Here is a 24,604-nt window from a genome sequence, read left to right on the forward strand (position 1 = left end):
AGGTTACGTCGGAAGCGAAAGCTAGCTGCCACCCCTGGCATCATTGAGCCAAATTCAATACTTACGGCAGGTAACGAAATATAACCCCGCGTTTTTTCGCACTCCGTTTAATTAAGCTCAACAAAACCCGCTGATTTCCCCCTACCACGGAGACAAGTGCGAAAGCCGCTTTCCCCCAGCCGATGGTTTAAGCATGATCTGAAGGAATTTGCAGCGGTTAGCGTTTTTAAGATGAACCCGAACCGTTACTGGCTGTATTCGGCAGCGCGGTAGCGGTAATATGGGCATCTCAAAGTGTGTTGCTTGATAGTGAGGTTCAATGATTTGTCGTTTTACTCTGGCCGCTGTAATGGCCACCCTGACGCTGGCTGGCTGTGCAAGTCAGCATAAAAGCGAACCGAGCGCGCCAACCGAGTCGGCGGATACCCGCTTTTTTAAAGGCCCTGCGCAAATATCGGCAAATGACTTCTCTGAAGGTCCGACCGAAGTCAAAGTCTCGCACGTCATCAGCCGTACGGATGATGGCTCGCCCATTTACGTCACCGTAGACGGTAACGATGCTGGCGCGATTATTCGTGGTCAGAGTCTGGAGCTGCACCTGCCCGCAGGCGATCATCAGATTGGGGGATATGTCCCTACACTGCTTGGCTTTGGCCGCGTAACCGTTCAGTCGATTAAAATCACCACCCGACCTGACCAGGTAAAACAGGTCGCCTATTCCGTTACCCGCAGTAAACCTGCCTTTACTGAAAAAGCCGCAATACCGGTAACGACAGCTAAAGCGGCACCGGCACCAGAAAACATTAAGACGGCAACAGCCGCCGTATCGACGCCTGCCACCACCACCAGCGCCGCGCCGGTCTCAACGCCAGCATCTTCTTCTGAAGCAGCAACGGCGACTCAGACAACGTCAGCACCCGTAACCGCACCCGCTGCCGCGACAGTGCCGTCGGCCCCGGCAACGACGTCGACCACTGAGTCAGGCACCTCCGCTGAAACTCAATCTGCGCCAGCAACCACGTCGGGCACGGAAGCAACGGCTTCGAAAACAACCTCAACGTCTGAAACGGCGGCAGGTTCTGAATCTGCGTCGACGGAGAAAACCACGTCTGCCGAAGCCGCATCAACTCAGGGTTAACGATCGCGCTACCCGAAATCATTCTTTCTGCAAGCGAAGGCACCATGCCTTCGTTTCGCCCCGCACTGAATCTCAGCGATAACATTCTGCTTCAAAACTAAAAAAAACGGCCACCCACAGGGTCGCCGTTGATGATGTGTAACGCGCAGCTAATCCGCGCGAAAAATCAGAAGTCCGCTTTCAGTACTACACGGTAATTCGCCTTACCGGCACGCACGTGCTCCAGCGCGTCGTTGATCTTCGACATCGGGAAGAACTCAACTTTTGGCGCAATATCGCGACGCGAAGCCAGTTTCAGCAGCGAACGCAGCTGGCCTGGTGAACCCGTTGAAGAACCGGTCAGCGCTTTATCACCCATAATCAGCTCGAAGGCAGACACTTCAAACGGCTTCATCACCGCACCGACGGTGTGGAACTTGCCTTTAGGCGCCAGCGCGGCGAAGTAAGGTTTCCAGTCCAGATCGACAGCAACGGTGCTGATAATCAGATCGAAGCTACCCGCCAGCGCTTTCAACGCCTCCGGATCGCGGCTGTTAACCACTTCATCCGCACCCATATCCAGAATCGACTGCTTTTTAGCAGGTGATGAGCTGAACGCCACCACTTCTGCGCCCAGCGCATGCAGCAGTTTAATAGCAATGTGGCCCAGGCCACCGATACCAATAACGCCAACGCGGCTGGTCGCCGTGATGTTGCTCATCAGCAGCGGTTTGAATACGGTAATACCGCCACACAGCAGCGGACCGGCAGTCGTCGGATCCAGTTTTTCTGGCAGAGGAATAACCCACTGCCAGTCGGCACGCAGCTTCTCGGCAAAGCCGCCGTGGTTCAAAATGGTTGGCGTGGAGCCGTTTTCACAGTTAACGTGCTCGCCGTTAATACAGGCGTCGCAGTGCTGGCAGCTTTTAGCGGTCCAGCCAATGCCCACGCGCTGACCGACTTTCAGGCCCTTCGTTTTGGCGGCTTCGCCCATTGCCGATACGCGACCAATAACTTCATGGCCTGCGATGGTCGGATAGCTGGATATGCCCCACTCGTTATCGATCATTGACAGATCAGAGTGGCAAACGCCGCAGTATTCCACTTCGACTTCGACTTCTTCTGCACTCAGCTCGGCAGCATCATACTCGTACAGTTCCAGTGCCTTGCCGGCTTCCATGGCTGCATAGCTTTTAATTTTCATTCGTTACCTCTGATGTGATTAACGTTTTGAGTCTAGCAAAGCAGGCTCGCTGACTATGCACCGAAACGAGTCATTATGCGGTAGGTTTGTATCAATATGTAAAAATAGCAGACTATTTCAGCATAATGACGATGCCGGACAAGCCCACATATTACTGGTGAAATAATGCACGGTTAGTCGCCTTTTAAAATCGCGCATAATTTCGCCATTTCTCTATTTAAATGAAGGTGTTCCAGACTTTTTTGGCCTTTATGAGCTGAGCAGACCCCGCTTTTATCGCTTATTTCTGCATTTGATTTAAGTCTGCTGGGCTACAGTAAATAGAAATTTGGATTAAAACTTATTGAATCCTGACAAAAAAGGTCTTTTTGCGTGGCAAAATTATTCTTACGCAGCGGAAGTCTGGACGCGGTGCTCCCTCTCGGTGAAAATGGCCAGCCTGTCTGGCTGTCGGCCCTGCAACTACGAGAGACGCTGCGTCTGAGAAAACAGCAGCAGATAGCGGATTGTCTGGCTATTCCTCAGCCCAACGATGCGGGCGATCGCCTTGACTGGTATTCCCCGATTTCCGGTAAAGTCACCTCATGGGCCGCCGCCAGCGACAGCTCTCGTTCCCATGCGCTCAACCAGCTTGTCGCCTGTCAGCAGGCGGTGGCCGATATGTGTCAGCGTGCGCAGAAATCAGAAAAAACCAGCCAGAAACTGTTTGGTGCGCTGCTGGCGAAAGCCATTCAGTTTCCCGATCAGAACTTTGTCTATCTGGTGGGCGGCAAACCGGTGTTAACCTTCTGGGGCTTTGTCAGCCTGGAGAAAAAAAATCGTCAGGATCCGCTGGACTGCCTGCGGGCGGTTGAAGAAGATGAGCCGCCGCTCTCGCTGTCGAAAATGGTGGCTACCGTCGCGCCTGCGGTTGTTTCTGCACCGGTAATCGCCGCACCGGAGCCAGCCCCGGCCGCGCCCGTTGTGGAGGCCAGTCCTGAACCCGTCGCGGTGAAAACGGAGCTCCCTGCGGATGCGGTGACTTATGCAGCATTGGATCCTGCCTCTCCTCCGGCGCCTGCTCAGGCTACGGCCGAGCCCGACCGCCCGGCGGCGAAAAAGCCGTCAGGCATTAAAGGTCAGCTGCTGCGTTATGGCTGGATCCTGCCCACGGCGGCTCTGCTGGTGGTGTTTGGCGTGCAGATGAAAAACTATCTCGCTGCACCCTCTGGCGATAAAGCCGCTCAGCCACCGGCACAGTCGAATCCGCAACCTGTCCCCGCGCCTGAAGCGCAGACCTCAACGGCCGCGCCAGCCTCCACGGAACAGGCAAAACCTGCACCGGCGGCCGTTCAGACCCCCACGCTGCCGGTTAGCTCTGCCAGCGTGGCGCCGACCCAGCAGCCTGCCGCTACCGAACCTGCGGCAGTGCAAGCCACGCCAACAGAACCTGCGGCTAACGCCACACCGGCATCCGTTGCTGTTCTGCCACCGGCAGGCAAAGACGATCTGGTGCTGCCCCCGGATGCGGTCAAGCGAGGCTCTACCCGATTCCTTAACGGCAACTGGCGCGTCATCGTGGGCATCAAAACCCCACTGACCGGCAAGCCACCGATTTTGCGTTACCAGATAAAGAACGGCAAAGGCCAGGCCTTGATGACTCAGGGCGACGGCACCGTCTGCCGCGTTGATGTATACGCCGGATTGATGCAGTCAGGCAATCTGGTGATTAACAGCCGTACAAAAGCCCGTTGCAGTGACGGCGCGCGTTACCAGATGCCCGAGCTGGTCTGTACTCAGGGAGCCACGGGCGCGGCAGCATGCAGCGGCCAGTACGATGCCGACACGGTATTACCGATGACGATGAAGCGCGAGAGTAAATAATGATGCTGGCGACAATCGCTGATTTTAAACCGAATATGACGCTGATTCAGAACAGTGGCATTCAGTTCCTTGACTACGCTCTGACCCCGGAGCTGGACGCGGATATGCCCGGGAAATTTGTGCGGCAAACGGCAAACGGCCCGCTGTTACGCCTGAATTTTAACGCGCAGAGCGGCAAATACATGCTGCCCATTAGCGTGGGCGGGATGCCGGAAGTGGTAAAGCCCGAGTTCAGTTTCCCGCTGGCACAGTCGCTGGCGTTGCTGGACGGCATCTGGCTGCCGCTGCCTTTTCTGCGCTTTAATCCCCCCCGCACCTTTATTGGCGGCCCGGACAACTGGGCGCGGGTGCAGATTGTGGCGCTGGACAAGCCCGACGCCAACGGCAATACACACCGTGTTTGTTTCGCTTTTGAAACGCGTGTCTGGCCGGAAGGCGAAGACGAATCGCTGGCCCTGAATGAAAGCGATGTAAAAAACGGCGTCAGTTTTGCGCTTGCTCACGGCAGCGACGAGCTGGGTGAGTTTCTCGATCATACCTGGATTGATGGCTGGCTGCGCGAGGTGTTCAGCCAGCAGGCTGCCAGCCGCGAGCAGCGTCCTCAGGTCAACATCCGCTCCGCGCTGCGCGAATTTGAATATCAGGCGCACTACCTGAATATTTTGCATATGCTGGGCCACCAGCTGACGCTGCCGGAGCTGAAAATCAGCGCCGCTACGCTTCAGGAACCCGCCATTCCGGTCGACCTGATCCTGGACGTGGGCAACTCGCATACCTGCGGCATCATGGTTGAGGATCATGTCGATGACCATCATGGGTTGAAACACACTTATGAACTGCACATGCGCGATCTGACCTCACCGCATCAGCTTTACAACGAGCTGTTTGAGAGCCGCGTGGAGTTTGCTCAGGCCAGTTTTGGCAAACAGAACTTCTCGGTAGAGAGCGGCCGTGATGACGCCTTTATCTGGCCATCCATTACCCGCGTCGGCCGTGAAGCCAGTCATCTGGCGCTGCAACGTCTGGGCACCGAAGGTGCAACCGGTATCTCCAGCCCGCGCCGCTATTTATGGGATGAAGAGAGCTATACGCCAGGCTGGCGCTTCAGCCGTACGCCGGGCAACGCCGCGCAGGAACCGCTGGCCACCGCCGCACCGTTAACTTTTCTGGTCAATGATGAAGGTCAGCCGCTGTACAACCAGCCGCTGGAAGAGCGTCTGCCGGTATTTTCCCCACAGTACAGCCGCAGTTCGGTGATGAGCTTTATGCTTTCTGAACTGCTGGCACAGGCGCTGATGCAGATGAACAGCCCGGCACAGCGTCAAAAAATGCTGCACAGCAGCGCCCCGCGCCAGCTGCGTAATATCATCCTGACACTGCCCTCCGCCATGCCGAAACCCGAACGTGAAATATTCCGCCGCCGGATGATCGAAGCGATCGCGCTGGTGTGGAAAGCGATGGGCTGGCATCCGGCCGACGATGACTTCAGCAGCGCCAAAGACAAGGCGAAAAGCCAGGTGCCGGTGCCGGAAGTCCAAATGGAATGGGATGAAGCGACCTGCGGCCAAATGGTTTATCTGTATAACGAAACGCAGGTGAACTTTGGCGGCCGTGCGGAGGCGTTCTTCATCAGTATGGCGCGTCCCGACCGCGCGCGTGCCGCTGATGAACCGGTTGGAAAAACGCTGCGCATCGCCTCGATTGATATCGGCGGCGGCACGACTGACCTCGCTATCACGCAATACCGACTGGACGATGGCGTCGGTAACAACGTCAAAATTATGCCGCGACTGCTGTTCCGTGAAGGCTTTAAGCTGGCCGGGGATGATATTTTACTGGACGTGATCCAGCTGTACGTTCTGCCTGCATTGCAATCGGCCTTTAAGCAGGCCGGCATGGTCAATCCGGAAGGCGTGATGACCCGCCTGTTTGGTCATGAAGGTCGTCTGGATGGTCATTCCACGCTGCGCCAGCAGGTCACGCTGCAAATCTTTATTCCGCTGGGCCAGGCGATTCTGGAGGCTTACGAACAGTTCGATCCGCTGGAGCTGAATGCCGAAGTGGATGCACGTTTCGGCGAGTTACTGGCGCAGAAACCCACGCAAAAGCTGTTGGACTATATCAACCGTGAAATTCAGCGTGAGCTGCCGGGCGAGGCCGAAGCCTTTGATATTCTGAGCGTGTCGCTGATCGTCAAGCTGAGCAAGCTGCATGCGGAATTCCTCTCACCGCGGATGAACATTACCCAGAGCCTGCGCTCGATGTCGGAAGTGGTTGCGGTTTATGACTGCGACGTACTGTTGCTGACCGGCCGCCCTTCGCGTTTTCCTGGCGTGCAGGCGCTGTTCCGTCATCTTCAGCCGCTGCCGGTCAGCCGTATTCTTTCGCTGGATGGCTATCATACTAATGACTGGTATCCGTTCAACAAACAGGGCCGTATTGAAAATCCGAAATCGACCGCCGCCGTCGGTGCGATGCTGTGCCTGCTTTCACTGGATTTACGCCTCGCCAATTTCTGGTTTAAAGCGGGCGACTTCCAGCCTTATTCCACCATCCGCTATCTGGGTATGCTGGACGGCAACGGCGCTCTGACCAGTGAAAACGTCTGGTATGGCGATATCGATCTTGATGATGAAAAGTTTGCGCTGGATCCTCGCGAGCGCTTCCAGGTGCGCGGCGCACTGACGCTGGGTTTCCGTCAGCTGGATAACGACCGCTGGCCGGCTTCCCCGCTCTACACGCTGTCGATAGCCGATCCGCAGCTGGCACGCAGTGTGGCGGGCGATAAAGTCCTAAAAATTAAGCTGGCAGTAGCCAAAACCGAGGGCGAATTCGGCCCGGAAAGATTCGACATTACCGAAGCGACGCTGGATGACGGCACGCGCGTACCGCTGGAGCATCTGCGCCTGAAACTGAATACCTTAGCCAGCAGCGGATCGGGTTTAACCCATTACTGGATTGACAGTGGGAGCGTATACAAAAAATGAAACCGTTGACGCCTAAGCAGTTGTCGGGGCAGTTCGGCAGAAAACTGGAAACCGTCGCGAAAGGCATCGGTCAATCCATCAGCTGGCTTGCAAGCGCACGTGAAACGGCGCCACGCCTGAACCTTGAGGCCGATCGCCTCGGCGTCAGGCTGCGTCGCCAGCAGAATAAAGCCACGTATCTGGCGGAAGCCGCCGGGAAAGAGAGCGCGCTGGGCTTTTTCGGCCTGTCGCAGGCGGGAAAGTCCTATCTGATCTCGGCGCTGGCCGCCAGTGAAAAAGGCCGGATGGAGATTGCGCTGGGCAACGTCACCTTTGATTATGCCCAGCTGAACCCACAGCAGCAAACCGGCACCATGGTGATGCGTTTTAGCGGCCAGCAAATCCGCGTCGATAATGAATGGCCGGTTCAGCTGGCGCTGTTAAGCGAAGAAGAAATTGTTGCCGTGCTGGTGGAGCTGTGGGCTAAGCGCGAGACCGATCCCTCTGCTATTCCTGACGAGCAGCAAATTGCCGAACGCCTGAAAACGGTAGCGATGTACCGGCAGCCGCAGGAAACCGACGGGCTGAGCAGTAATAACGTCGTGGCGTTATGGGATCGGCTTTCTGCTGCCCAGCTGGTCAGTAGCAAAGCGCTCGAAACCCATTTCTGGCCGCTGGCGGTAGAGTTAGCCCCCATGCTCAGCGTGGATGATCGGGCCCGCCTGTTCTCCCTGTTGTGGGGTGAAGATCGCGAACTGACCGCACTCTACCGACAGCTGGCCCACGTCTTACATCACCTTTCTGGCGCTTCCCGCGTGCTGGCCCCATTGTCGATAGTGGAAGATCCTGCGTTAAGCGTGCTGAATACCCATGGCCTGCGCTATTTCAATGCGTCAACCGATCGCGTGATCCAGGTTGTTCCGCAACATAATGGCCGCAGCCTGAAACCGGTCAACCTTGCACAGGCCGAACTGAGCCTGCTTGCGCGCGAAGTTTTACTGCCGCTTTACAGCGCGCCGCAGGAAACTCTTTTTGAACAGGTTGATTTACTTGACTATCCGGGTTTTGAAGATGCTGCCGTGCTGCCAGACGATGCGCATCATGAGCTGGCGCTGGCTTTTATCAGCGCCAAACGCCCTTTCCTGCTGACCCGCGCGGCCGAGCGTCAGGAAGTGAATATGCTGATGGTGTGCAGCGCCTGTAGCCAGCGCTCGGACACCCGCATCGTGGGCCGCGTGCTGGATAACTGGGTGAAACAGACTCAGGGAGAGAACAGCCAGGTTCGCAGCCGCCGTAAGCCCGGTCTGATTTGGGCGCTGACGCCTTTCGACCAGCGAGTGACCCATGGTCACAACTATGATGCCGCCGTGCAGCGCTATGTCGGCAACCCTGGCGATGCCTGGGGATCGATGCTGGCGATGGACGATAAAGGCGTGAAGCGCATGGCTGGCTGGCTGATGACCGAGATCAATCGTGAAAACAAAATGACGCGGTTGCAGGAACAGCTCGATGAGATAAAACGAGAACTGCGGGAAAACCTGCTGGGCCGCTGGTATCTGGCATCGGAAAAAGAAGAGCCGCAGGCTCGCCTGCGCGTCGCTGAATCTTTACTCAAAGCGTTGCAGGCGAGAACCGGCGTCCACGGCGAGCTGCTTGAACGTCTGTTGCCCTCGCGCGAAACGCTGCGCCATCTCTTTATGCAGCATCAGCATCGGGCCAGCCGTCCGCTGGTTGAAGAGTATGCGCTGACCGAAGAGGATCCTTTTGGTATCGGAATGAGCATTGATCTGCTCAGCGATGAACCCGTACCGGGCCTGCTTAACGCACCTGAAAACGCCGCTGAAGATGAACCCGAGGCCGAATTTGCGCAGCAGGTTTATCGTCACTGGATTAACGTATTGCGCCAGCTGCCCGAGCAGAGCGCGCTGTTAGAACTGCTGGGTGTCACAAAACCGACGCTGGAAATGCTAACCGAAGAGCTGGTCACGGCCAGTATCCGGCTAAATATTGAAGCCGCACTGGTAAAAATCCTTACTGACAATGATGCCCAAGGTACGCCGCCAGAACTGCTGGCTGACCGTCAGGTTTCCAGAGCGATGAGCGTATTAGGTGATTTTGTTGCCTGGCTCGGCTTCCAGCACATTCCTGAAGCACAGCGTCCGGACAGCAAAATCAACCGTGGACAGAAGATTTTCGCCAAGCCGGAAACACAAACGGCCAGTTTGGGGCCAGGCCAGCGTCTGACGAAACTGGCGCTCAAACCCAATAATCATGCCGCCTATTACATTTATGACTGGCTGGTGGGGTTGAATGAGATGATCCTGCAAAATGCCGGTTATTCTGCCGCCCGTGAAATCGACAGCGAACATCGTGAACGGCTGGCGGAAATATTGAAACAGGTCAAATAACGACTGGTTATAAAAGGCGGCCAGTGCCGCCTTTTAAGCAGAACAAGCGAATCAATACTCAAACAGATAAATCCAGGGCTGCCCCCATGGCGCGGAGTAGAAATCCGGCGGCAAATTAATCGAATAGAAGTTATGTTGATAAACCTTGCCTTGATAAGTCACTCTCTCTGCCCAGGTCGCGTAGACCCGGGTACTTTCCCAGGCAGGATAAGGTAAGATCTCAGGCTTTTCTGGTGCTTCGGGTATTTCTGGCGCTTCTGGCTCTTTATTATTTGCAGGCAGCAAAGCATGGTACCTGGTAAGTAAAGTATCCCGTAGCGGATGCGTGAACGCCATAATAGCCAGCCAGAGATTATCTTTCGCCGCAGCATAATCAGTCGCTAAGATAACGGGATGGCTGGCGATACTCTCAGCTGCCTGCTCTATTGCTCGCAGAGTGGCCTCCTGCGGGTCATTATTTAATACAATATTTCTTAAGCCGCATTCGGTAATCTCAAATACGGTGCTTTTCGTATTGCCGCTAATAATGCCCTCAAAGCTGGGGGATAAGCGCAGACGGCCAGGTTCAGCGTGGAAAATCTCTATTTTATACCCGACCGTAAAGGCAAATTCCTGGTAGTTTACAGCGGTATCAGAGCCTTCCATGGTCCGGCTGTAAATTTCATTGTTGTTGCCGTCACGGATAACGATTTGCGCATAGGTTTGCCCTTTAAAATAGACGTGCGGATCGCGTCGGGTAACATCAATACCGATCATGCTTTGTGAATGATCGACAGAAACGTTGGCAAAATTAACGTCGCCAAGTCCAAGCATAACCAGCGTTTGATTTACTAATGGTGACGCTTTTTTCCAGACATAATTCACCTGCTGCGTACTGTCCCCCTGTTTAACCACTAAATAACAGGACTGGATTTCATATTTTTTATTTTTCCCGGTTGGCATGCGCAGGGTATAAACACCGATATTCAGATCCTTTACTACCGTTGTCGTACTGCTAATCGGTACCACCCTGACGACATCTTTGCCGTTGAGGATCTGTATCTTTTCGCCGTTGATCTGACTGAAATCATCAACATTCAGCTGTAAGGTCACGCTGCCTTTCAGGCCACTCACCGACAGTTGATCGACATCTACCAGGCTAAGCAAACTTTGCAAATTCAGCTGCTGCTGCAAACTTGCCAGCTGGTTGGCTTCAGCCAGTAGATACAGCGGATAAACGGCTTTGGCACTGCTAAAGTGATTTTTTTCACGCTGTGCCGGCGTGATATAAGCGCCAACTTTTTGCATAAATGGCGCAACGTCAACCCGCTCGCCGAAAAAGGCAAAGCTTTCACACAGCATATCCAGCAGCGCATGATCGCTGGCGATAAAGTCAGCGCTGTTACTGAGCTGGCGATAATGTTGATTGAACTCGGTAAAGCCTGCCATTCCTGCTTTACTCACCATCAGCATAAAGAAATAGAGTTTTGAACGCAGATCCCAGTCATTTACAACCGTATCTGTACTGATGTAATCAGTGATGACTTTTTCAACCGCCGCCTGTTTACCGTAATCATAAAGCCAGCCTTCCTTAAACTGACGGTCGCCAAGCGTGATGTGCTGATAACAGGCACATAAAATGTTGTTCCAGACTTCCGAAATGCCAATATATTTTTCTGACATGAAGTGCCCTTCATAACCATGCGCAATTTCATGCAAACATCCCCAGCCGGGCTGTTGCGGGTAAAGCCAGAATGATTGAATCGAAGCGGTACTTTCCGCTGTCCAGTTACTACCGTAATAAGCCGCACCTCCGCCATGTTTATCTGCTTTGATAAAGTAGCGATTAGGAATATTACGATCGGTATAAACCGCAGAATCAAATGAAATACCAATTAACGCATTGTAGAACTCAAAAATATGGCTGTAGCTTTCCAGCAGTATATTGATGCCATTTTCAGCATGCAAAGTACGCAGCGCTTCTTTATCCCCCTGAGGGACCAGAATGTTGACGTACTTACCCTCTATCAATGAAAACTCAGCCTGTTGGGTGTCCCAACTATTATAAAATGCATGGTCATCATCACCCTCAATGAAAACCGGCAGCGCTTTCACCGTATCCTCGAACTCATACTCAACAACGACGCTGGCGTTGTAATAAGGCGTATCAATAAACGGGACGGAAGCTGCACTGGCGCTTAAAGATACCCAGCTGCTGCCAACGCTGATGGATGATTCAGTATGATGGTCATCATTCAGCAAGCGCAAGGTTAAATTAGCGCTAATATCGCCGACCTGACGGACGCGGATCGTTTGTCCCGCTGTCAGAATAATATCCAAATGTTGACGATCGTGATTAATACCTTTGGATAGCCCTGCGGCATCCATCCATACCGGACGTTCCAGAGTATAAAGCTGTTTGCTTCGGATAACGCGCATCTCACTCTCTTTTTAATTTATGAAAAGTAGAGGGATAGTAGCAGTAATGCAATTGTGCATAATTTTAATAAATAAAAAACGCCGGTAAAAATTAGCTAAAGTAAAAATGATCTGCATCATTTAAATAAAGATAATTTATTAAACCATCATAGCTATGGCTGGGATGGTGTTAAATAAATTGTTTTATGTAGACGGGGAAATTGACTGGTAAGGTTTACTGACGACGTTTTTTAACAAATTCCCGAAGAAAAAGGGATAATATCCGCTAAAAATTACCCATGAACGCCATTTTAGCTTATGAACAGGCTGAACTGGCCTGCCGTTTCCTTTTCTGCCTGACGCATAACCTCAACGATTGCGGCAAACTGCTGGCGTTCGTGATGCTGTGCGAGATGACAGAAGATGACGCAAACCGGCAGGTCGATCATGCCCGTCAACGCATCCCAAAGCGCATCCAGATTCGCGCCAAACGCCATTTCAATCGCAAACTTTTCGACAAACTGTCGGTAAAATGCTGCTACATCAGCAATTTCCCTGAAATCAAAGCGGATCTGGCGCATCTCAATACACCCGCTCAACATGACGATAATGATCCCGGGTGAGATAAATCAGTCCGTCACTGGAGTAAAGCAGGCGATCGCTGCCGCGATGCCCGCACTGATAATTGACATCCGCTTCAAACCAGCGGCGGCCCTGTGCCTCCGGCAACAGCTTTTCATGGTTGCCAAAACGATCGCCACCAATGGCCCGGCCGAGGCTACTACAGAGATCGCCCCGGGCGGGATCCCAGCCCCGTTTTTTCGCTTCTGCTTTGCTCAGATAGATGGACGGTAGCTGGTGATGCTGGTGCAGATAATCCGCCACACGCTGCTGCTGCGTCAGCGCGGTGACATCGGTGCTGTGGCTGGTGTTACCGGTGGAAGCGACATTTTTCGACGGGTGGCGCAGCCCGGCAGCCGTCGCCACAATCGCGAAGACAACTGCAATAATCAGTTTCTTGTTCATGGCCGGAGTTTGCCTCAGTAAAGACTAAGCGTCCAGCTTTCCGGCCATCTGCCTCTGAGATTATTTCTCAGCCGCAAAAAAAACGGCTATCGCACCCATAACGCGTGACAACGTCACACCTGAGCCAGCTTAAATACGCTGACGCTTTGCAGCAGGCTCTCTGCCTGAGCCTGAAGCGACTGTGCCGCGACGGTGGACTGCTGAGACAGCGAGGCGTTTTGCTGCGTAGCCGAGTCCATCTGCGTAACGGCCAGGTTTACCTGATCGATGCCCACGCTTTGTTCGCCGCTGGCCAGTGAAATTTCCGCCACCAGCGAGCTGACACGCTGAACGTTCTCTACGATGTTTTCCATCGCTTCACCCGCGCGTGCAACCAGTTTGTTGCCCGCATTGATGCGCGTAACCGAACTGTCGATAAGTTCTTTAATATCCCGTGCGGCCGAAGCGGAGCGCTGGGAAAGCGCACGGACTTCTGCTGCAACAACAGCAAATCCACGCCCTTCAGCCCCTGCACGCGCGGCTTCAACCGCCGCATTCAGCGCCAGGATATTTGTCTGGAAAGCAATACCATCAATCAGGGTAATGATGTTGCTGATACGGTCTGAGAAATGCTGGATCTCGCCCATATTTTCCACCACTTCGTGCATCATGCTGCCGCCCTGTTTCGCGGCGGTGGTCGCCGTAAGGGCGATATCACTGGCGTGGCGGGCATTATCGGCGTTTTTTTTCACGACCGAGGTCAGCTCTTCCATAGAAGCGGCGGTCTCTTCAAGTGCGCTGGCCTGCGCTTCGTTACGGCCAGAAAGATCCTGACTGCCCAGGGCAATCTCAGCCGAGGCGGTCGCAATCGTTTCGGTTCCTTCACGCACGTCAGAAACGATGCGGGTCAGGTTGAGATTCATCTCCTTCAGGGCGGTCATCAGCAGCGCGGTTTCATCTCGTCCCCTGATAACAATCTGGGTTTGCAGATCGCCTGCCGCCACTTTCTGCGCAATGCCTACGGCTTCAGCCAGAGGACGCGTAATGCTGCGCACCAGCCACCAGGTGATGGTACAGCCGGTGATTAATGCCACCAGCATGGATACGATCAGAATCAACCGGGTATGCTGAAAGCTGGACTGGTTTTCTGCCTCAATGTTCTGATGCATTTTTTGACTGTGCGCCAGCACCTGGCTGACCACCTCATCAATCATTTTAGTGGGCAGCCGGTCAGCCCCCGTCACTAAACGATCGACGCGTTGCGCGCTGGTCGCATCGCCCTGATGAAACGCATCCAGCGCCGCCAGATAACGCTGTTGCAATTCGGCATGCAGCGCTTTGGTTTTTACCACTTCGCCGGTATCCATCCCCAGCTCGGGTAACGTGGTAATTAACTGGGTCAGCAATACCTGCGTTTTATCGCTTTGTGCAATAAAAGCCTGCTTATATTTCTCAAAAGATTGCAGATCCTGACCGCCGCGCAACAGCGTATTTTTCCACTCCTGCACCTGAATTTTAAACTGCACCTGAGCGTTGCGGGCCGTATCGATAACCTGCTCGATTTGATTTTCCTGCTGCATAATTGCATGACTTTGCTCAAGCGATGCCTGATTTAGCATTAGCCCGCGCAGGCCAATAAAAAGCGTTGCTAACAGCAGGAGCGCGGCTAACAATCCCAGCCGCGCACCGATTTTAAAATTAGATAATTTCATAAAACGCCCTGGTAAGTGTGAAAAGTGGAATGTTGTTGTTGGTTCTTCACAGCTGTTATCGGCAGCCGCAACGCTATTCTTTATGGGCGGGGGATCGTGCAGGATGATCATGGGAAACCGAACCTGGGGCGCTCTGTTGCATGTCCGGTTTCCCACGCCTGAGATGGCGTGTGTTTGCAGCGGGCCGTGGCGGCCCGGCAACATGTTAGATCAGTCTGGCGAGGCGCAGCTCGCTTTTAAGGTAGGCATAATAAACCGGTGCCGCGACAACGCCTGCCAGCCCAAAAGCGGATTCAAATACCAGCATCGCCAGCAGGATCTCCCAGGTTTTAGCGTTAATGCGCGTGCCAAAAATACGGGCATTGATAAAATATTCGAGCTTGTGCACCAGCATCAAAAATATCAGCGCAATAAACGCTGCTTCCAGCGAGATAGAGAGCCCAATCAGCACGATAACCGTATTGGAGATGAGATTGCCGATAATCGGCAGCAGGCCTGCGATGAAGGTCAGTACGATAACGGTTTTGGCGAACGGGAAATGCAGCCCAAACAGCGGCAGCACGCCGAATAAAAAACCGCAGGTGAGCAGCGTGTTGACCAGCGAAACCTTGATTTGCGCAAACACCACGTTATGGAACGACGCGGCTAATACGGTTAACCGTTCGAGCATGGCATACTTGAGCGGCGTCTCGGTGCTGCTGCTGGCACTGCCAATACGCAAAGAGATAATCGCCCCGAGCAGCATACCAATCAGCATGGTGGCAAAGGTGTGTGCCGCACTGCGGCCAAAGGTTTGCACCACGACCAGATGCTCACGCAGCCAGGTAATGACCTGATGCTGAAGTTCATCGATATCCGCTGGCAGATAACGCGTCACCACGGGCGATAAAGTACGCTGGGCATCTTCCAGCAATTTGCTGGCCGCCGCGTGAAAGGCCGCCGGGTTCTGAAAATCGTGCAGCAGGAAACCTATCAGCTTGGTGATGCCGCCAACCAGCGCCAGCAGTACTAATACCGTCAGGAAAAAGATAATAATCCAGCGAGCCAGTGGGCCTTTCACCAGCCTTTCCACCCAGGGCGTCAAAGCCAGAATGGTTTCATAGACGATAAAACCGGCCAGAAAACACGGCAACAGCCGCAGCGGAAAAATTGAAAACAAGGCGACAAAAATCAGCACATAGCTTACGCCTTCACACATCCTCTGTTTACTCAGGTTGCGTATCTCCATCATCATTCCTGTCTGAATATTGCCAAAAATCATTATAATTCAGACAGTATACAACCGGGCAGGCATTTTTTGTCGATTCGATATGAAGTGAGTCAGGCAATCAAGGCTCTGGCTGTGTGCGGACAACCCACAGCGGGGAAAACGAAGCAGAATAAGAAATGAATTTCACAGCGGGCAGGCGCGCCCGCTATTGAAGCACTGCTGTCAGGCGCTGACCTGCACCTGACGACGCCATGCCCCTGGTGACTGGCCGAACTGGCGTTTAAAGCTGCGATTGAAAGACTGCTGGGAGTCAAAACCAAAGGAGATGGCCACATCCAGAATGGGTTCTGCGCCTCGCGCCAGGCGTTCAGCGGATTTTTTCAGGCGACGGGCGCGAATATATTCACCCAGCGCATGGCCGGTATGTTGTTTAAACATACGTTGCAGATGCCACTTAGAGTATCCCGCGCGGCGCGCAACGGTGTCTAAATCCATCTTCCCTTCAATGTGAGTATCAATCCACTTCACGAGATCGCTAATGAAATCATCATGGCTCATTGTCTTCCCCTTAATGCTTTAATGCTGTTTTTTAAGTGTTGACCATTCGCGCCTTGCAGCGTAAAAGGTAACTTTGATGAATGCATTTCGGTAAGTTAAAGCAGCAACGGCCTTAATGCAAGTTTTATTGTTGCATTAAGTGCGATTTGCAACCTGCTGAAGCACAAGTGTATGGGCAAGATGGAGGGCAAAAAAAACCGAACATGGTGGCCATGTCCGGCTGGCTGGCAGGTCTTAAGACGACTCAGGATTCAACTTGCTCACCTGCTTTCATCGCCTCACAGCTTCCTTCAGGATAGCGGCGATCGCGTTCATAGATCTCGCGTAGTGCATCTGCAACCGTGCGTTTTGCCAGCACGTTTAGCGACGCCTGTTCGGCTTCGTGAGCCAGCTCTTTGAAGAACCAGCAGGTATTGGCGCTCACCAGACAACGCGCCGGCACTTCCGGACGCCCCGCCAGTAAGGGTTTATCTTCCAGCACAGAAGTATAAATATCACACAGGGTGATCTCTTCCGCCGGACGCCCTAACCGGATAGTACCGGTCCGACCGAGCGTTGAAACGATAATGCCGTCGCGAGCAAGCGGCACCATCATTTTGCGTACGAAACTGGGATTAGCCTCAAGGCCCATCGCCAGTATTTTACTGGTGCTGCGTTTACCTTCCCGCTCCGCCTGGGCCACGCACAGCACCATCTGTAGGGCCGTAGGAAAACGAATATCAAGCATGTTCAGATCCTTGCTTTTAGCAGTTCCTCACCGTTTCAGCGGTGGTGTTAAAAAGCATTGAAAATCAGTCAACTATAAAAGGCAATGCCTTATTAATATAACAAATACTGTTACATTTTAGAAGATGGGCGTTAAGCGTTTAGGGCTATTGGTTATATAGCCCTGAAAAACATGAGGATTTTAAGAGGTTTTTTCGCTGAGATAACGGTAGATCACCGATAAATCTTTCTCGCCATAGCCTGCGTCTACGGCATCCTGCCAGACCTCAGAAATCAAATTCAGACCGGGAAGTTCGCTGTTTTTAGCGGCAGCCAGCGCCAGGTTAACGTCTTTTAACGCCCAGGTGAGATGCATTTGCGGATCGTAACTCCCCTCTTTGATCATCTCCAGCTTGCCTTTTACATAGGGTACAGCCAGCGGGCCGCCATCCAGTACGTTCCAGAACTCGTCCGGGGTGAAGCCAAACTCTTCCGCCATTTGCGTACTTTCCGCCAGCCCCTGAACCATTGAAATCAGCCAGGCGTTGACCACCAGCTTCATGCGCGAGGCAGCGCCTGCTTTGCCCAGCCATTTGGTTCCTTTGGAAATGGCAGCAAACACCGGTTCGACATGCGCAGCACGTTCGCGATCGCCACTGGCCAGCACCACAATTTGCGCATTTTGCGCGGGAGTCCTGGTGCCTGAAACCGGAGCATCCAGCAGCACCACGTCCGGGCGCTGCTCGCTGAAATGGGCAATCAGTTTTTCCGTGGATTCCACGCCGATGGTGCCCATTTGCACCACGATCGCCTGTTTTTTCAGCGCCGCCGTTGCCTGTTGCAACACGCTTTCGGTGGTCGCAGCATCGGCTAGCATGCTGATCACCACGTCGGCCTGCCGTACGGCTGCGTCAGGCGTGTCGACGAGTTGAAGCCCGGCGCTTTGCAAATCTTCACCGCGGGCTTTTGTCCGGTTCCAGCCCCAGGTGATAAAGCCATTTTTCAACAGATTGGCGGCAAAAGCATGGCCCATGGCACCCAATCCCAGTACTGCGACAGAGGGACGTTGACTCATCTTAATTCCTCATAATGGTTAACAGGTTGGTGACGCTGCGGACACCGTCAACTATCCAGGGTAGCGCAACGCGCAGCAGAATGCTTGATTTGCAGAAGCATTCGTTAGAAGAATGCGTAAGCGGTTATGAATAATCTCCAGCCCGTTTCTATAGTGTTTAGTACGCCCAACATTCGGTCAGCCGCGGGAGAAACGATGATGAGTAAAAAACAAGATTTTCCGGTGCATAATGTCCGCCACTTTCTGGAGCCGGGCCCGGTCGTGCTGATCTCGTCAATGCTGGGTTCAGAACGAGATATCATGACGCTGGGCTGGCATACCATTCTGGAATTTTCACCCTCTCTGGTGGGCTGTATGATTTCTGCCGGTAATCACAGCCATTCCCTGATCAAACAAAGCGGTGAATGCGTCATTAATTTGCCCACATCGGCCCTGCTGGATACGGTTGTGGCCATCGGCAATAGCAGCGGCAAAGCGATCGATAAGTTTCGAGAGTTTGGCCTTACCGCTGAACCTGCAAGCCGGGTAAACGCGCCGCTCATTGCAGAATGCCACGCCAGTTTCGAATGTCGGATCTATGACGATTCGCTGGTGGATAACTTTAACTTCTTTATTTTTGAAGTGGTTAAAGCCCATGCCGCCGCGTCACCACAGCAGCCCGAAACGGTGCACTACCGTGGCGATGGCCAGTTTATGCTGTCAGGTAAACAGGTCAGCCGCCGCTCGCTGTTTCGCCCGGAAATGCTCTGAACGCAAGCGCATCAGGCTCCACCGCAATGACATTAATAACTTAAGTCAACCTGCCGATAATCTCCCTGGAAGCATTATCATTCCTGTCTATACTGGTTGGTCAGCTTTTTACGCTGCTAAATGAACAAAAATTGCTGTAACCACAATCAGAAGCCGTTCCTGCCGCGCACGATGCGACAGATGTTCTGATTTACAAAAAAGAGGTTTTTTTTCATGTCATCTGCCAGGTAAATCAAACACAATATCCCTGTTTCTGCTTTCGCCCTGGCGAAATTAACCTAATAACAACAAGTCGTTAACTCTAATGCAATCATCTACCGTTTCACGCAAAACAGCATGGCTACGCGTCATCATGTTAGCCATTGCTGCGTTTATTTTTAATACCACCGAGTTTGCGCCGGTGGGCCTGCTTTCTGATATTGCCGCCAGTTTTTCCATGAAAACGGCCCAGGTCGGGCTAATGCTGACCATTTACGCCTGGGTGGTCGCGCTGATGTCGCTGCCGATGATGCTACTGACTCGCCAGGTTGAGCGGCGCTTTCTGCTGATTGCGATTTTTCTGCTGTTTGTCGCCAGCCATGTGCTTTCCTCTTTCGCCTGGAGCTTTAATATCCTGGTGCTGTCACGCATTGGTATTGCGCTCTCCCATGCGATTTTCTGGTCGATTACGGCTTCGCTGGCTATCCGTGTAGCGCCTGCCGGTAAGAAAACTCAGGCGCTGAGCATGCTGGCCACGGGCACCGCGCTGGCAATGGTGCTGGGTTTGCCTATCGGACGCCTGATTGGACAGTATCTCGGCTGGCGCATCACCTTTGGCGTAATTGGCGTTGTGGCGCTGGCAACCATGCTGTGCCTCGCAAAATTGCTGCCGAAGCTGCCAAGCGAACATACCGGCTCGCTTAAAAGCGTGCCGATGCTGTTTAAGCGCCCTGCTCTGGTTTCACTTTATCTGCTGATTGCCGTTGTGGTTACTGCGCACTATACCGCCTATAGCTATATTGAACCTTTCATCCAGAGCGTCGCGGCGATGGGTGACAACTTTACCACTTTCCTGCTGCTGATCTTTGGCGCGGCGGGGATTATCGGCAGCGTATTGTTTAGCGCCCTGGGGAATAAGTTTCCGGCAACGTTTCTGCTTAGCGCAATCGCGCTGGTTTCCCTCTGCATGTTGACCCTGCTGGTTGCCGCAACGCACAGCATAGCCATCTCAACGCTCTGCGTTATCTGGGGCATGTCGATGATGATTATTGGCCTTGCCGTACAGGTCAGGGTGCTGGCGCTGGCACCGGATGCAACCGATGTGGCGATGTCATTAATGTCCGGTATTTATAATCTGGGGATTGGTGGTGGTGCGCTGCTGGGGAATCAGGTCAGTCTGCATTTATCTATGACTAATATCGGTTACGTCGGCGGTACGATAGGTTTAATTTCTCTGGCGTGGTGTTTGTGGAGTATGAAACGCTATCCTCAGCTGCGGATAAACGGTTAAAAATAAACCCCGTGAAGTTCACGGGGTTTTTTGTTCAGATTCGTCACTCCAGATAAAAGACCGACTGGAGCTCCGCACTCACCGGGCTGTTATCCGGATTCGACGGCATCAGGGAACACATCGACTGCCACCAGCGCTGACAGACTTCCGTTTTTGCTACCGCAGCCCAGCGCTCTTCCGATTCGATTTCCACCACCGCAAACAGAAGATGACGAGGCGCATCCAAAAAAATGCTGTAGTGATGCGCACCATGATCTTTCAGCGTCTGCGCCAGCTCTGGCCAAATCGGATTATGGCGCTGCTGATACTCTTCATGTTTGTCAGGATGCACCTGCATAACAAACGCTTTACGCAACATGGTCATGCGTCGCGTCTAAGGCTGCCTGCCATGGCTTAACGCCAAAACGTTTACCCAGTGCAATCAGCTGATCGGTGGTAATGCTCTGGCGCATTCCCCCCATCGACAGGACGTTCACCACCACCTGAGACGATTTTTCTGCGGTATCAATCAGGCCAAAGGTTTCGTCGAGGGTCGGCCCTGCGCCAAATATGCCATGGAACGGCCACATCACCAGACTGTGCGAGGCCATTTGTAAGGCGGTCGCATCACCAATTTCATCCGTGCCGGGCACCATCCAGGGAACAATTCCCACGCCGTCCGGGAACACCACCAGGCATTCGGTGCTGCCTTCCCATAACAAGCGGGTAAAGCGAGCCGCGTCCAGCTCAACCACATAGCTTAGCGACATAAAATGGGTCGCGTGACAGTGCATAATCACCCTGTCGGCACCGTTAGTGGCCTTCATTCTTACTGCATGTGACTGGAAGTGAGAAGCCAGCTCTGACGTCGGCAGTCCCCCATTGCTCAGTCCCCAGTAAATGCTGTAAGCACGACCGTCGTCACTGACCTGTAACAGGGCCAGGCTATCCGTGGGATCCAGCTGCACGTTACGGAAAAATTTCCCGGAACCGGTAACGAGGAACCAGCAGTTAGCCAGCTCTGGTGCAGCTTTAGTCAGTTCGACCGTTCTGGGTTCGCGGTAAAAATCCTGCGCAAACGGTTTCACCTCTTCATCCAGAAGACGCAGACTGACGTTGCCGCCGTTGCGTTCGTCCCATCCTTTCAGCCACATATCAGTTGTGGCTTTGACCATTCCCTGGACGAACCATGAAGTCAGAATGTGTTGCATATTGCATCCTTAACGTTTGCTGAGAGTTTGTTGTTCATAATGACGTACGCTGTTAAGCCAGCTGGCATCAGCAGGCACATCGTGGCGCAGGCAGTACGCTTCCCACACCGCCTGCCACGGCAGCGATTTTTGTTCTTCGAGTAGCGCCAGGCGCGTGGTGTAATCCCCGTCCAGCTCCAGCTTTTTCAACATGTCTACCGGTTCCAGCAGTGCACGCAGCAACGCTTTTTTGGTGTTACGGGTGCCGATGACCCAGGCAGCGATGCGATTAATGGAAGCATCAAAGAAATCCAGCCCGATATGCACTTTATCGAACAGGCGCTGGCGAACGATCTCGTTAGCGATTGCCTGGGTTTCATCATCCAGCAGGACGACATGATCGCTGTCCCAACGAACCGGGCGGCTGACGTGCAGCAGCAGGCGCGGCACGTAGAGCATCGCGGTAGAAATTTTGTCGGAGATCACCTCTGTAGGGTGGAAATGCCCGGCATCCAGCGTCAATGCCGTCTGGCGGCTGCTGGCATAGCCGAGGCAAAACTCGTTGGAACCTACGGTGTAGCTTTCCGCACCGATACCAAAAAGCTTGCTTTCCACTGCATCAATATGATGAGCCGGGTTCAGTTTTTCGCTGATGATCTCATCCAGGGAATTCATCAGGCGCTGACGCGGGCCGAAACGGTCGACGGTAAGGTCTTTCATCCCGTCGGGCACCCAAATGTTCATAATCGAAGGCGTGCCCAGCTGTTCGCCGAAGTAGGCGGAAATTCTACGGCTGGCTTTGCAATGCTCGATCCAGAACTGGCGCGTTTCCTCATCCGCGCTGGCCAGCGTAAAGCCATCTTCGCTCAGAGGATGCGAAAAGCAGGTTGGGTTGAAATCCAGCCCGATGTTCTTCGCTTTCGCCCACTCTACCCAGCGTGAAAAATGCTGAGGCGCAATCTCGGTGCGTTCAACCGGCGTGTCGCTTTCCAGGTAGATAGCGTGCAAATTCAGCCTTTTAGGGCCAGGAATCAGCGACATTGCCATATCAAGATCGGCACGCAGTTCAGCCGGCGTCGATGCCCTGCCGGGATAGTTACCGGTGGCCTGAATGCCGCCGGTCAGCGAACCCTGCGGATTTTCAAAACCGCGTACGTCATCCCCTTGCCAGCAGTGCATGGAAATGGGCAGCTTGTTCAGTTGCTCGAAAACCGCGTTTACATCCACGCCAATTTCCGCATAACGCAATCCTGCCAGTTCAAACGCCTGCTCAATTGCTCGGGTCATATACATAGCTCCTTAGCCGTGTGTGTCAGTGACTGAAACAGTGCCCAGCTGCGGCACCAGGCGTCACTGGCCTGTGGGGTAAAAGTTTTTAGGGGGAAATTCTGGGTAATTAACTGGCGGAAGTGCGTAACGTCTCGCACATCGCCACTGGCGATCAGCTGGCTACCGATATTGCCTAACGTTGAGGCTTCAACAGGCCCGGCAATGACCGGGATGCCGCAGGCATCGGCGCACAGCTGATTGAGAAAATGGTTCTGGCAGCCACCGCCAACAATATGTAACTGGCTGAAAGCCGCGCCACGGACGGCAGTCAGCTCTTCAAGAACCTGACGATAATAGAGCGCGAGGCTGTCAAAGATGCAGCGTGCAAGCGCGGCCGCAGTACCCGGCGTCGGCATGCCCTGTTCTGCGCAGGCATCCTGGATTTCACGCACCATGGTGACCGGATTGATAAAGCGTTCGTCGTTAGGGTTGATCAGCGACCGGCAGGCGGGCTGCTGTGCAGCCTCGGTAATCAGGCTATCCAGATCCTCAATCACCAGTTCGCTGCAAATACGCTGGAGCAGCCACAGGCCCATAATGTTTTTTAACACGCGAAAGCGACCTTCCGCCCCACCTTCATTGGTGATGTTAGCCGCCAGCGCCGCCTCACCGTTATAAGGTTCAACGCTTTCAAACCCCATTAATGACCAGGTACCGGAACTCAGCCAGGCAACGTTGTGCTCTGTTAGCGGCGCGGCCAGCACCGCGCTGGCGGTATCGTGCGTTGCCACAGCGATCACCGGAACGGCTTTTCCCGCTGGGGTTTTCCAGTCGCCTACTTTACGCCCCGGTGCGGACGGTTTTCCAAACCAGGCCGGGCGAGCACCGGTCCATTCCAGCAGCATTTCATCCCATTCCCCGCTGTGAATATTGAGCAGCTGCGTGGTGGTCGCGTTGGTGTATTCCCAGTTAAGTTTTCCGGTCAGGCGATAATGGAAATAGTCAGGAATGAGCAGCGCATGACGGACATCGTCCAGCCAGGCAGGCTGGTCTTTACAGAGTGCTCGCAGCTGATAAAGGGTGTTAAAAGGCAGGAACTGAATACCGGTGCGCTGATAAACCGCTTCCTTCCCCATTTCACGGCAGGCTTTCTGCATCAGGCCATGCGTACGATCGTCGCGATAGGCAACCGGCAGCCCAATGCGTTTACCCTGCGCATCCAGCAGCACGTAATCCACGCCCCAGGTATCAATGCCAATGCTGTCCGGAACGATATCCTGCTGCTCAAGTTTGTTAAGCGAAGCGAGAATAAATGTCTCCAGGGCGTCCACATCCCAGCACTGATAATCCTCAATTTTCACCAGTCGGTTTACGCAGCGGGCAATCTCGCTCAGCTGCACTTTTCCGCTGGCAGTATCGACCTGGCACAACATGACGCGACCGCTGGACGCGCCCAGATCAATAGCAACACAATTTCGCATGGTCATGGCATTGGCTTCCTGTCAAATCAATGCCTCCAGTCTAAAAGCGCGCGGATTTACTACCTTCCTGTTACTGCCAGCTGCGTCGGGTGCCTGGCAACACCACAAAGGTGAACGTGAAGCAGGTCACGCTTCTGCAAAAACAACGGGTTGTGATGCGCTACGCAAATTTCTTGATGCACAGGCATATTCTTGAAAAATAAGCAGTCAACCCGCTATTTTGTGT

At 53.6% G+C, this 24,604-nt stretch carries 19 protein-coding genes; 6 read left to right on the forward strand and 13 right to left on the reverse strand.

Going from position 1 to position 24,604, the window contains the following annotated elements:
* Positions 1 to 319: 319 nt before the first annotated feature.
* Positions 320 to 1,138, forward strand: a complete 819-nt coding sequence (locus tag EHV07_RS24685) for a hypothetical protein (protein WP_174822359.1) — start codon at positions 320 to 322, stop codon at positions 1,136 to 1,138.
* A gap of 166 nt (positions 1,139 to 1,304) precedes the next feature.
* Here the strand turns inward: EHV07_RS24685 and EHV07_RS11295 are convergent, their stop codons facing one another.
* Positions 1,305 to 2,321 carry an NAD(P)-dependent alcohol dehydrogenase gene (locus EHV07_RS11295; RefSeq protein WP_147197952.1) on the reverse strand — a complete coding sequence of 339 codons (1,017 nt, stop codon included), beginning with the start codon at positions 2,319 to 2,321 and terminating at the stop codon, positions 1,305 to 1,307.
* Between the two features lie 372 nt (positions 2,322 to 2,693).
* Between EHV07_RS11295 and EHV07_RS11300 the strand changes: the two genes are divergently transcribed.
* Genes EHV07_RS11300 through EHV07_RS11310 form a run of 3 tightly spaced genes read left to right on the forward strand, consistent with a single transcriptional unit; the run spans position 2,694 to position 9,558 of the window.
* The gene (locus EHV07_RS11300) at positions 2,694 to 4,184 is read left to right on the forward strand and encodes an SrfA family protein (protein WP_147197954.1); all 1,491 of its coding nucleotides are present in this window, start codon (positions 2,694 to 2,696) and stop codon (positions 4,182 to 4,184) included.
* Positions 4,185 to 4,186: 2 nt separating this feature from the next.
* Entirely contained in the window at positions 4,187 to 7,171 is a 2,985-nt protein-coding gene (locus EHV07_RS11305; RefSeq protein ID WP_147200601.1) for a virulence factor SrfB, read from the forward strand.
* Complete coding sequence (locus EHV07_RS11310) at positions 7,168 to 9,558, forward strand: virulence factor SrfC family protein (RefSeq protein ID WP_147197956.1); 2,391 nt, start codon at positions 7,168 to 7,170, stop codon at positions 9,556 to 9,558. The genes EHV07_RS11305 and EHV07_RS11310 overlap by 4 nt, the downstream gene beginning before the upstream one ends.
* A 51-nt stretch (positions 9,559 to 9,609) precedes the next feature.
* Here the strand turns inward: EHV07_RS11310 and EHV07_RS11315 are convergent, their stop codons facing one another.
* The 8 genes from EHV07_RS11315 to EHV07_RS11350 all read right to left on the reverse strand — a co-directional run bounded on the left by EHV07_RS11315 (position 9,610) and on the right by EHV07_RS11350 (position 18,220).
* Positions 9,610 to 11,976, reverse strand: a complete 2,367-nt coding sequence (locus EHV07_RS11315) for a putative mucin/carbohydrate-binding domain-containing protein (RefSeq protein WP_147197959.1) — start codon at positions 11,974 to 11,976, stop codon at positions 9,610 to 9,612.
* A gap of 290 nt (positions 11,977 to 12,266) precedes the next feature.
* Positions 12,267 to 12,536, reverse strand: a complete 270-nt coding sequence (locus EHV07_RS11320; RefSeq protein WP_147197961.1) for a barstar family protein — start codon at positions 12,534 to 12,536, stop codon at positions 12,267 to 12,269.
* A gap of 1 nt (position 12,537) precedes the next feature.
* Positions 12,538 to 12,981, reverse strand: a complete 444-nt coding sequence (locus EHV07_RS11325) for a ribonuclease domain-containing protein (RefSeq protein ID WP_147197963.1) — start codon at positions 12,979 to 12,981, stop codon at positions 12,538 to 12,540.
* 113 nt (positions 12,982 to 13,094) lie between these two features.
* Positions 13,095 to 14,672, reverse strand: coding sequence for a methyl-accepting chemotaxis protein (locus EHV07_RS11330; protein ID WP_147197965.1), 1,578 nt, complete (start codon positions 14,670 to 14,672; stop codon positions 13,095 to 13,097).
* A gap of 205 nt (positions 14,673 to 14,877) precedes the next feature.
* Positions 14,878 to 15,900, reverse strand: coding sequence for an AI-2E family transporter (locus EHV07_RS11335; protein ID WP_147197967.1), 1,023 nt, complete (start codon positions 15,898 to 15,900; stop codon positions 14,878 to 14,880).
* 204 nt (positions 15,901 to 16,104) lie between these two features.
* Entirely contained in the window at positions 16,105 to 16,440 is a 336-nt protein-coding gene (locus tag EHV07_RS11340; protein ID WP_147197969.1) for a helix-turn-helix domain-containing protein, read from the reverse strand.
* A gap of 244 nt (positions 16,441 to 16,684) precedes the next feature.
* Positions 16,685 to 17,167 (reverse strand): Rrf2 family transcriptional regulator, encoded by a 483-nt coding sequence (locus EHV07_RS11345; RefSeq protein ID WP_147197971.1) that lies wholly within the window; start codon positions 17,165 to 17,167, stop codon positions 16,685 to 16,687.
* A gap of 180 nt (positions 17,168 to 17,347) precedes the next feature.
* The gene (locus tag EHV07_RS11350; RefSeq protein WP_147197973.1) at positions 17,348 to 18,220 is read right to left on the reverse strand and encodes an NAD(P)-dependent oxidoreductase; all 873 of its coding nucleotides are present in this window, start codon (positions 18,218 to 18,220) and stop codon (positions 17,348 to 17,350) included.
* 195 nt (positions 18,221 to 18,415) lie between these two features.
* Here EHV07_RS11350 and EHV07_RS11355 point away from each other — a divergent pair, with 195 nt between their 5' ends.
* Both EHV07_RS11355 and EHV07_RS11360 read left to right on the forward strand, forming a co-directional pair.
* On the forward strand, positions 18,416 to 18,970 hold the full coding sequence (locus tag EHV07_RS11355; protein ID WP_371419673.1) for a flavin reductase family protein: 555 nt from the start codon (positions 18,416 to 18,418) through the stop codon (positions 18,968 to 18,970).
* 304 nt (positions 18,971 to 19,274) lie between these two features.
* Positions 19,275 to 20,459, forward strand: a complete 1,185-nt coding sequence (locus EHV07_RS11360) for a sugar transporter (protein ID WP_147197975.1) — start codon at positions 19,275 to 19,277, stop codon at positions 20,457 to 20,459.
* A 43-nt stretch (positions 20,460 to 20,502) separates the two neighbouring features.
* On the opposite strand, the gene rhaM is transcribed toward EHV07_RS11360, so the two are convergent.
* From rhaM to rhaB, 4 genes are read right to left on the reverse strand one after another with little or no spacing between them, the layout of a single operon-like run.
* Positions 20,503 to 20,817 carry an L-rhamnose mutarotase gene (gene rhaM, locus EHV07_RS11365; protein WP_147200603.1) on the reverse strand — a complete coding sequence of 105 codons (315 nt, stop codon included), beginning with the start codon at positions 20,815 to 20,817 and terminating at the stop codon, positions 20,503 to 20,505.
* Positions 20,807 to 21,649: a rhamnulose-1-phosphate aldolase gene (gene rhaD, locus EHV07_RS11370; protein ID WP_147197977.1), complete on the reverse strand. Its 843-nt coding sequence runs from the start codon at positions 21,647 to 21,649 to the stop codon at positions 20,807 to 20,809. Before rhaD ends, rhaM begins: the two co-directional genes overlap by 11 nt.
* Positions 21,650 to 21,658: 9 nt before the next feature.
* Complete coding sequence (locus EHV07_RS11375; RefSeq protein ID WP_147197979.1) at positions 21,659 to 22,915, reverse strand: L-rhamnose isomerase; 1,257 nt, start codon at positions 22,913 to 22,915, stop codon at positions 21,659 to 21,661.
* The gene (gene rhaB / locus EHV07_RS11380) at positions 22,912 to 24,384 is read right to left on the reverse strand and encodes a rhamnulokinase (RefSeq protein WP_147197981.1); all 1,473 of its coding nucleotides are present in this window, start codon (positions 24,382 to 24,384) and stop codon (positions 22,912 to 22,914) included. The genes EHV07_RS11375 and rhaB overlap by 4 nt, the downstream gene beginning before the upstream one ends.
* Between the last annotated feature and the right edge of the window lie 220 nt (positions 24,385 to 24,604).

Source organism: Pantoea sp. CCBC3-3-1 (assembly GCF_007981265.1).
Classification (GTDB): Bacteria; Pseudomonadota; Gammaproteobacteria; order Enterobacterales; family Enterobacteriaceae; genus Erwinia.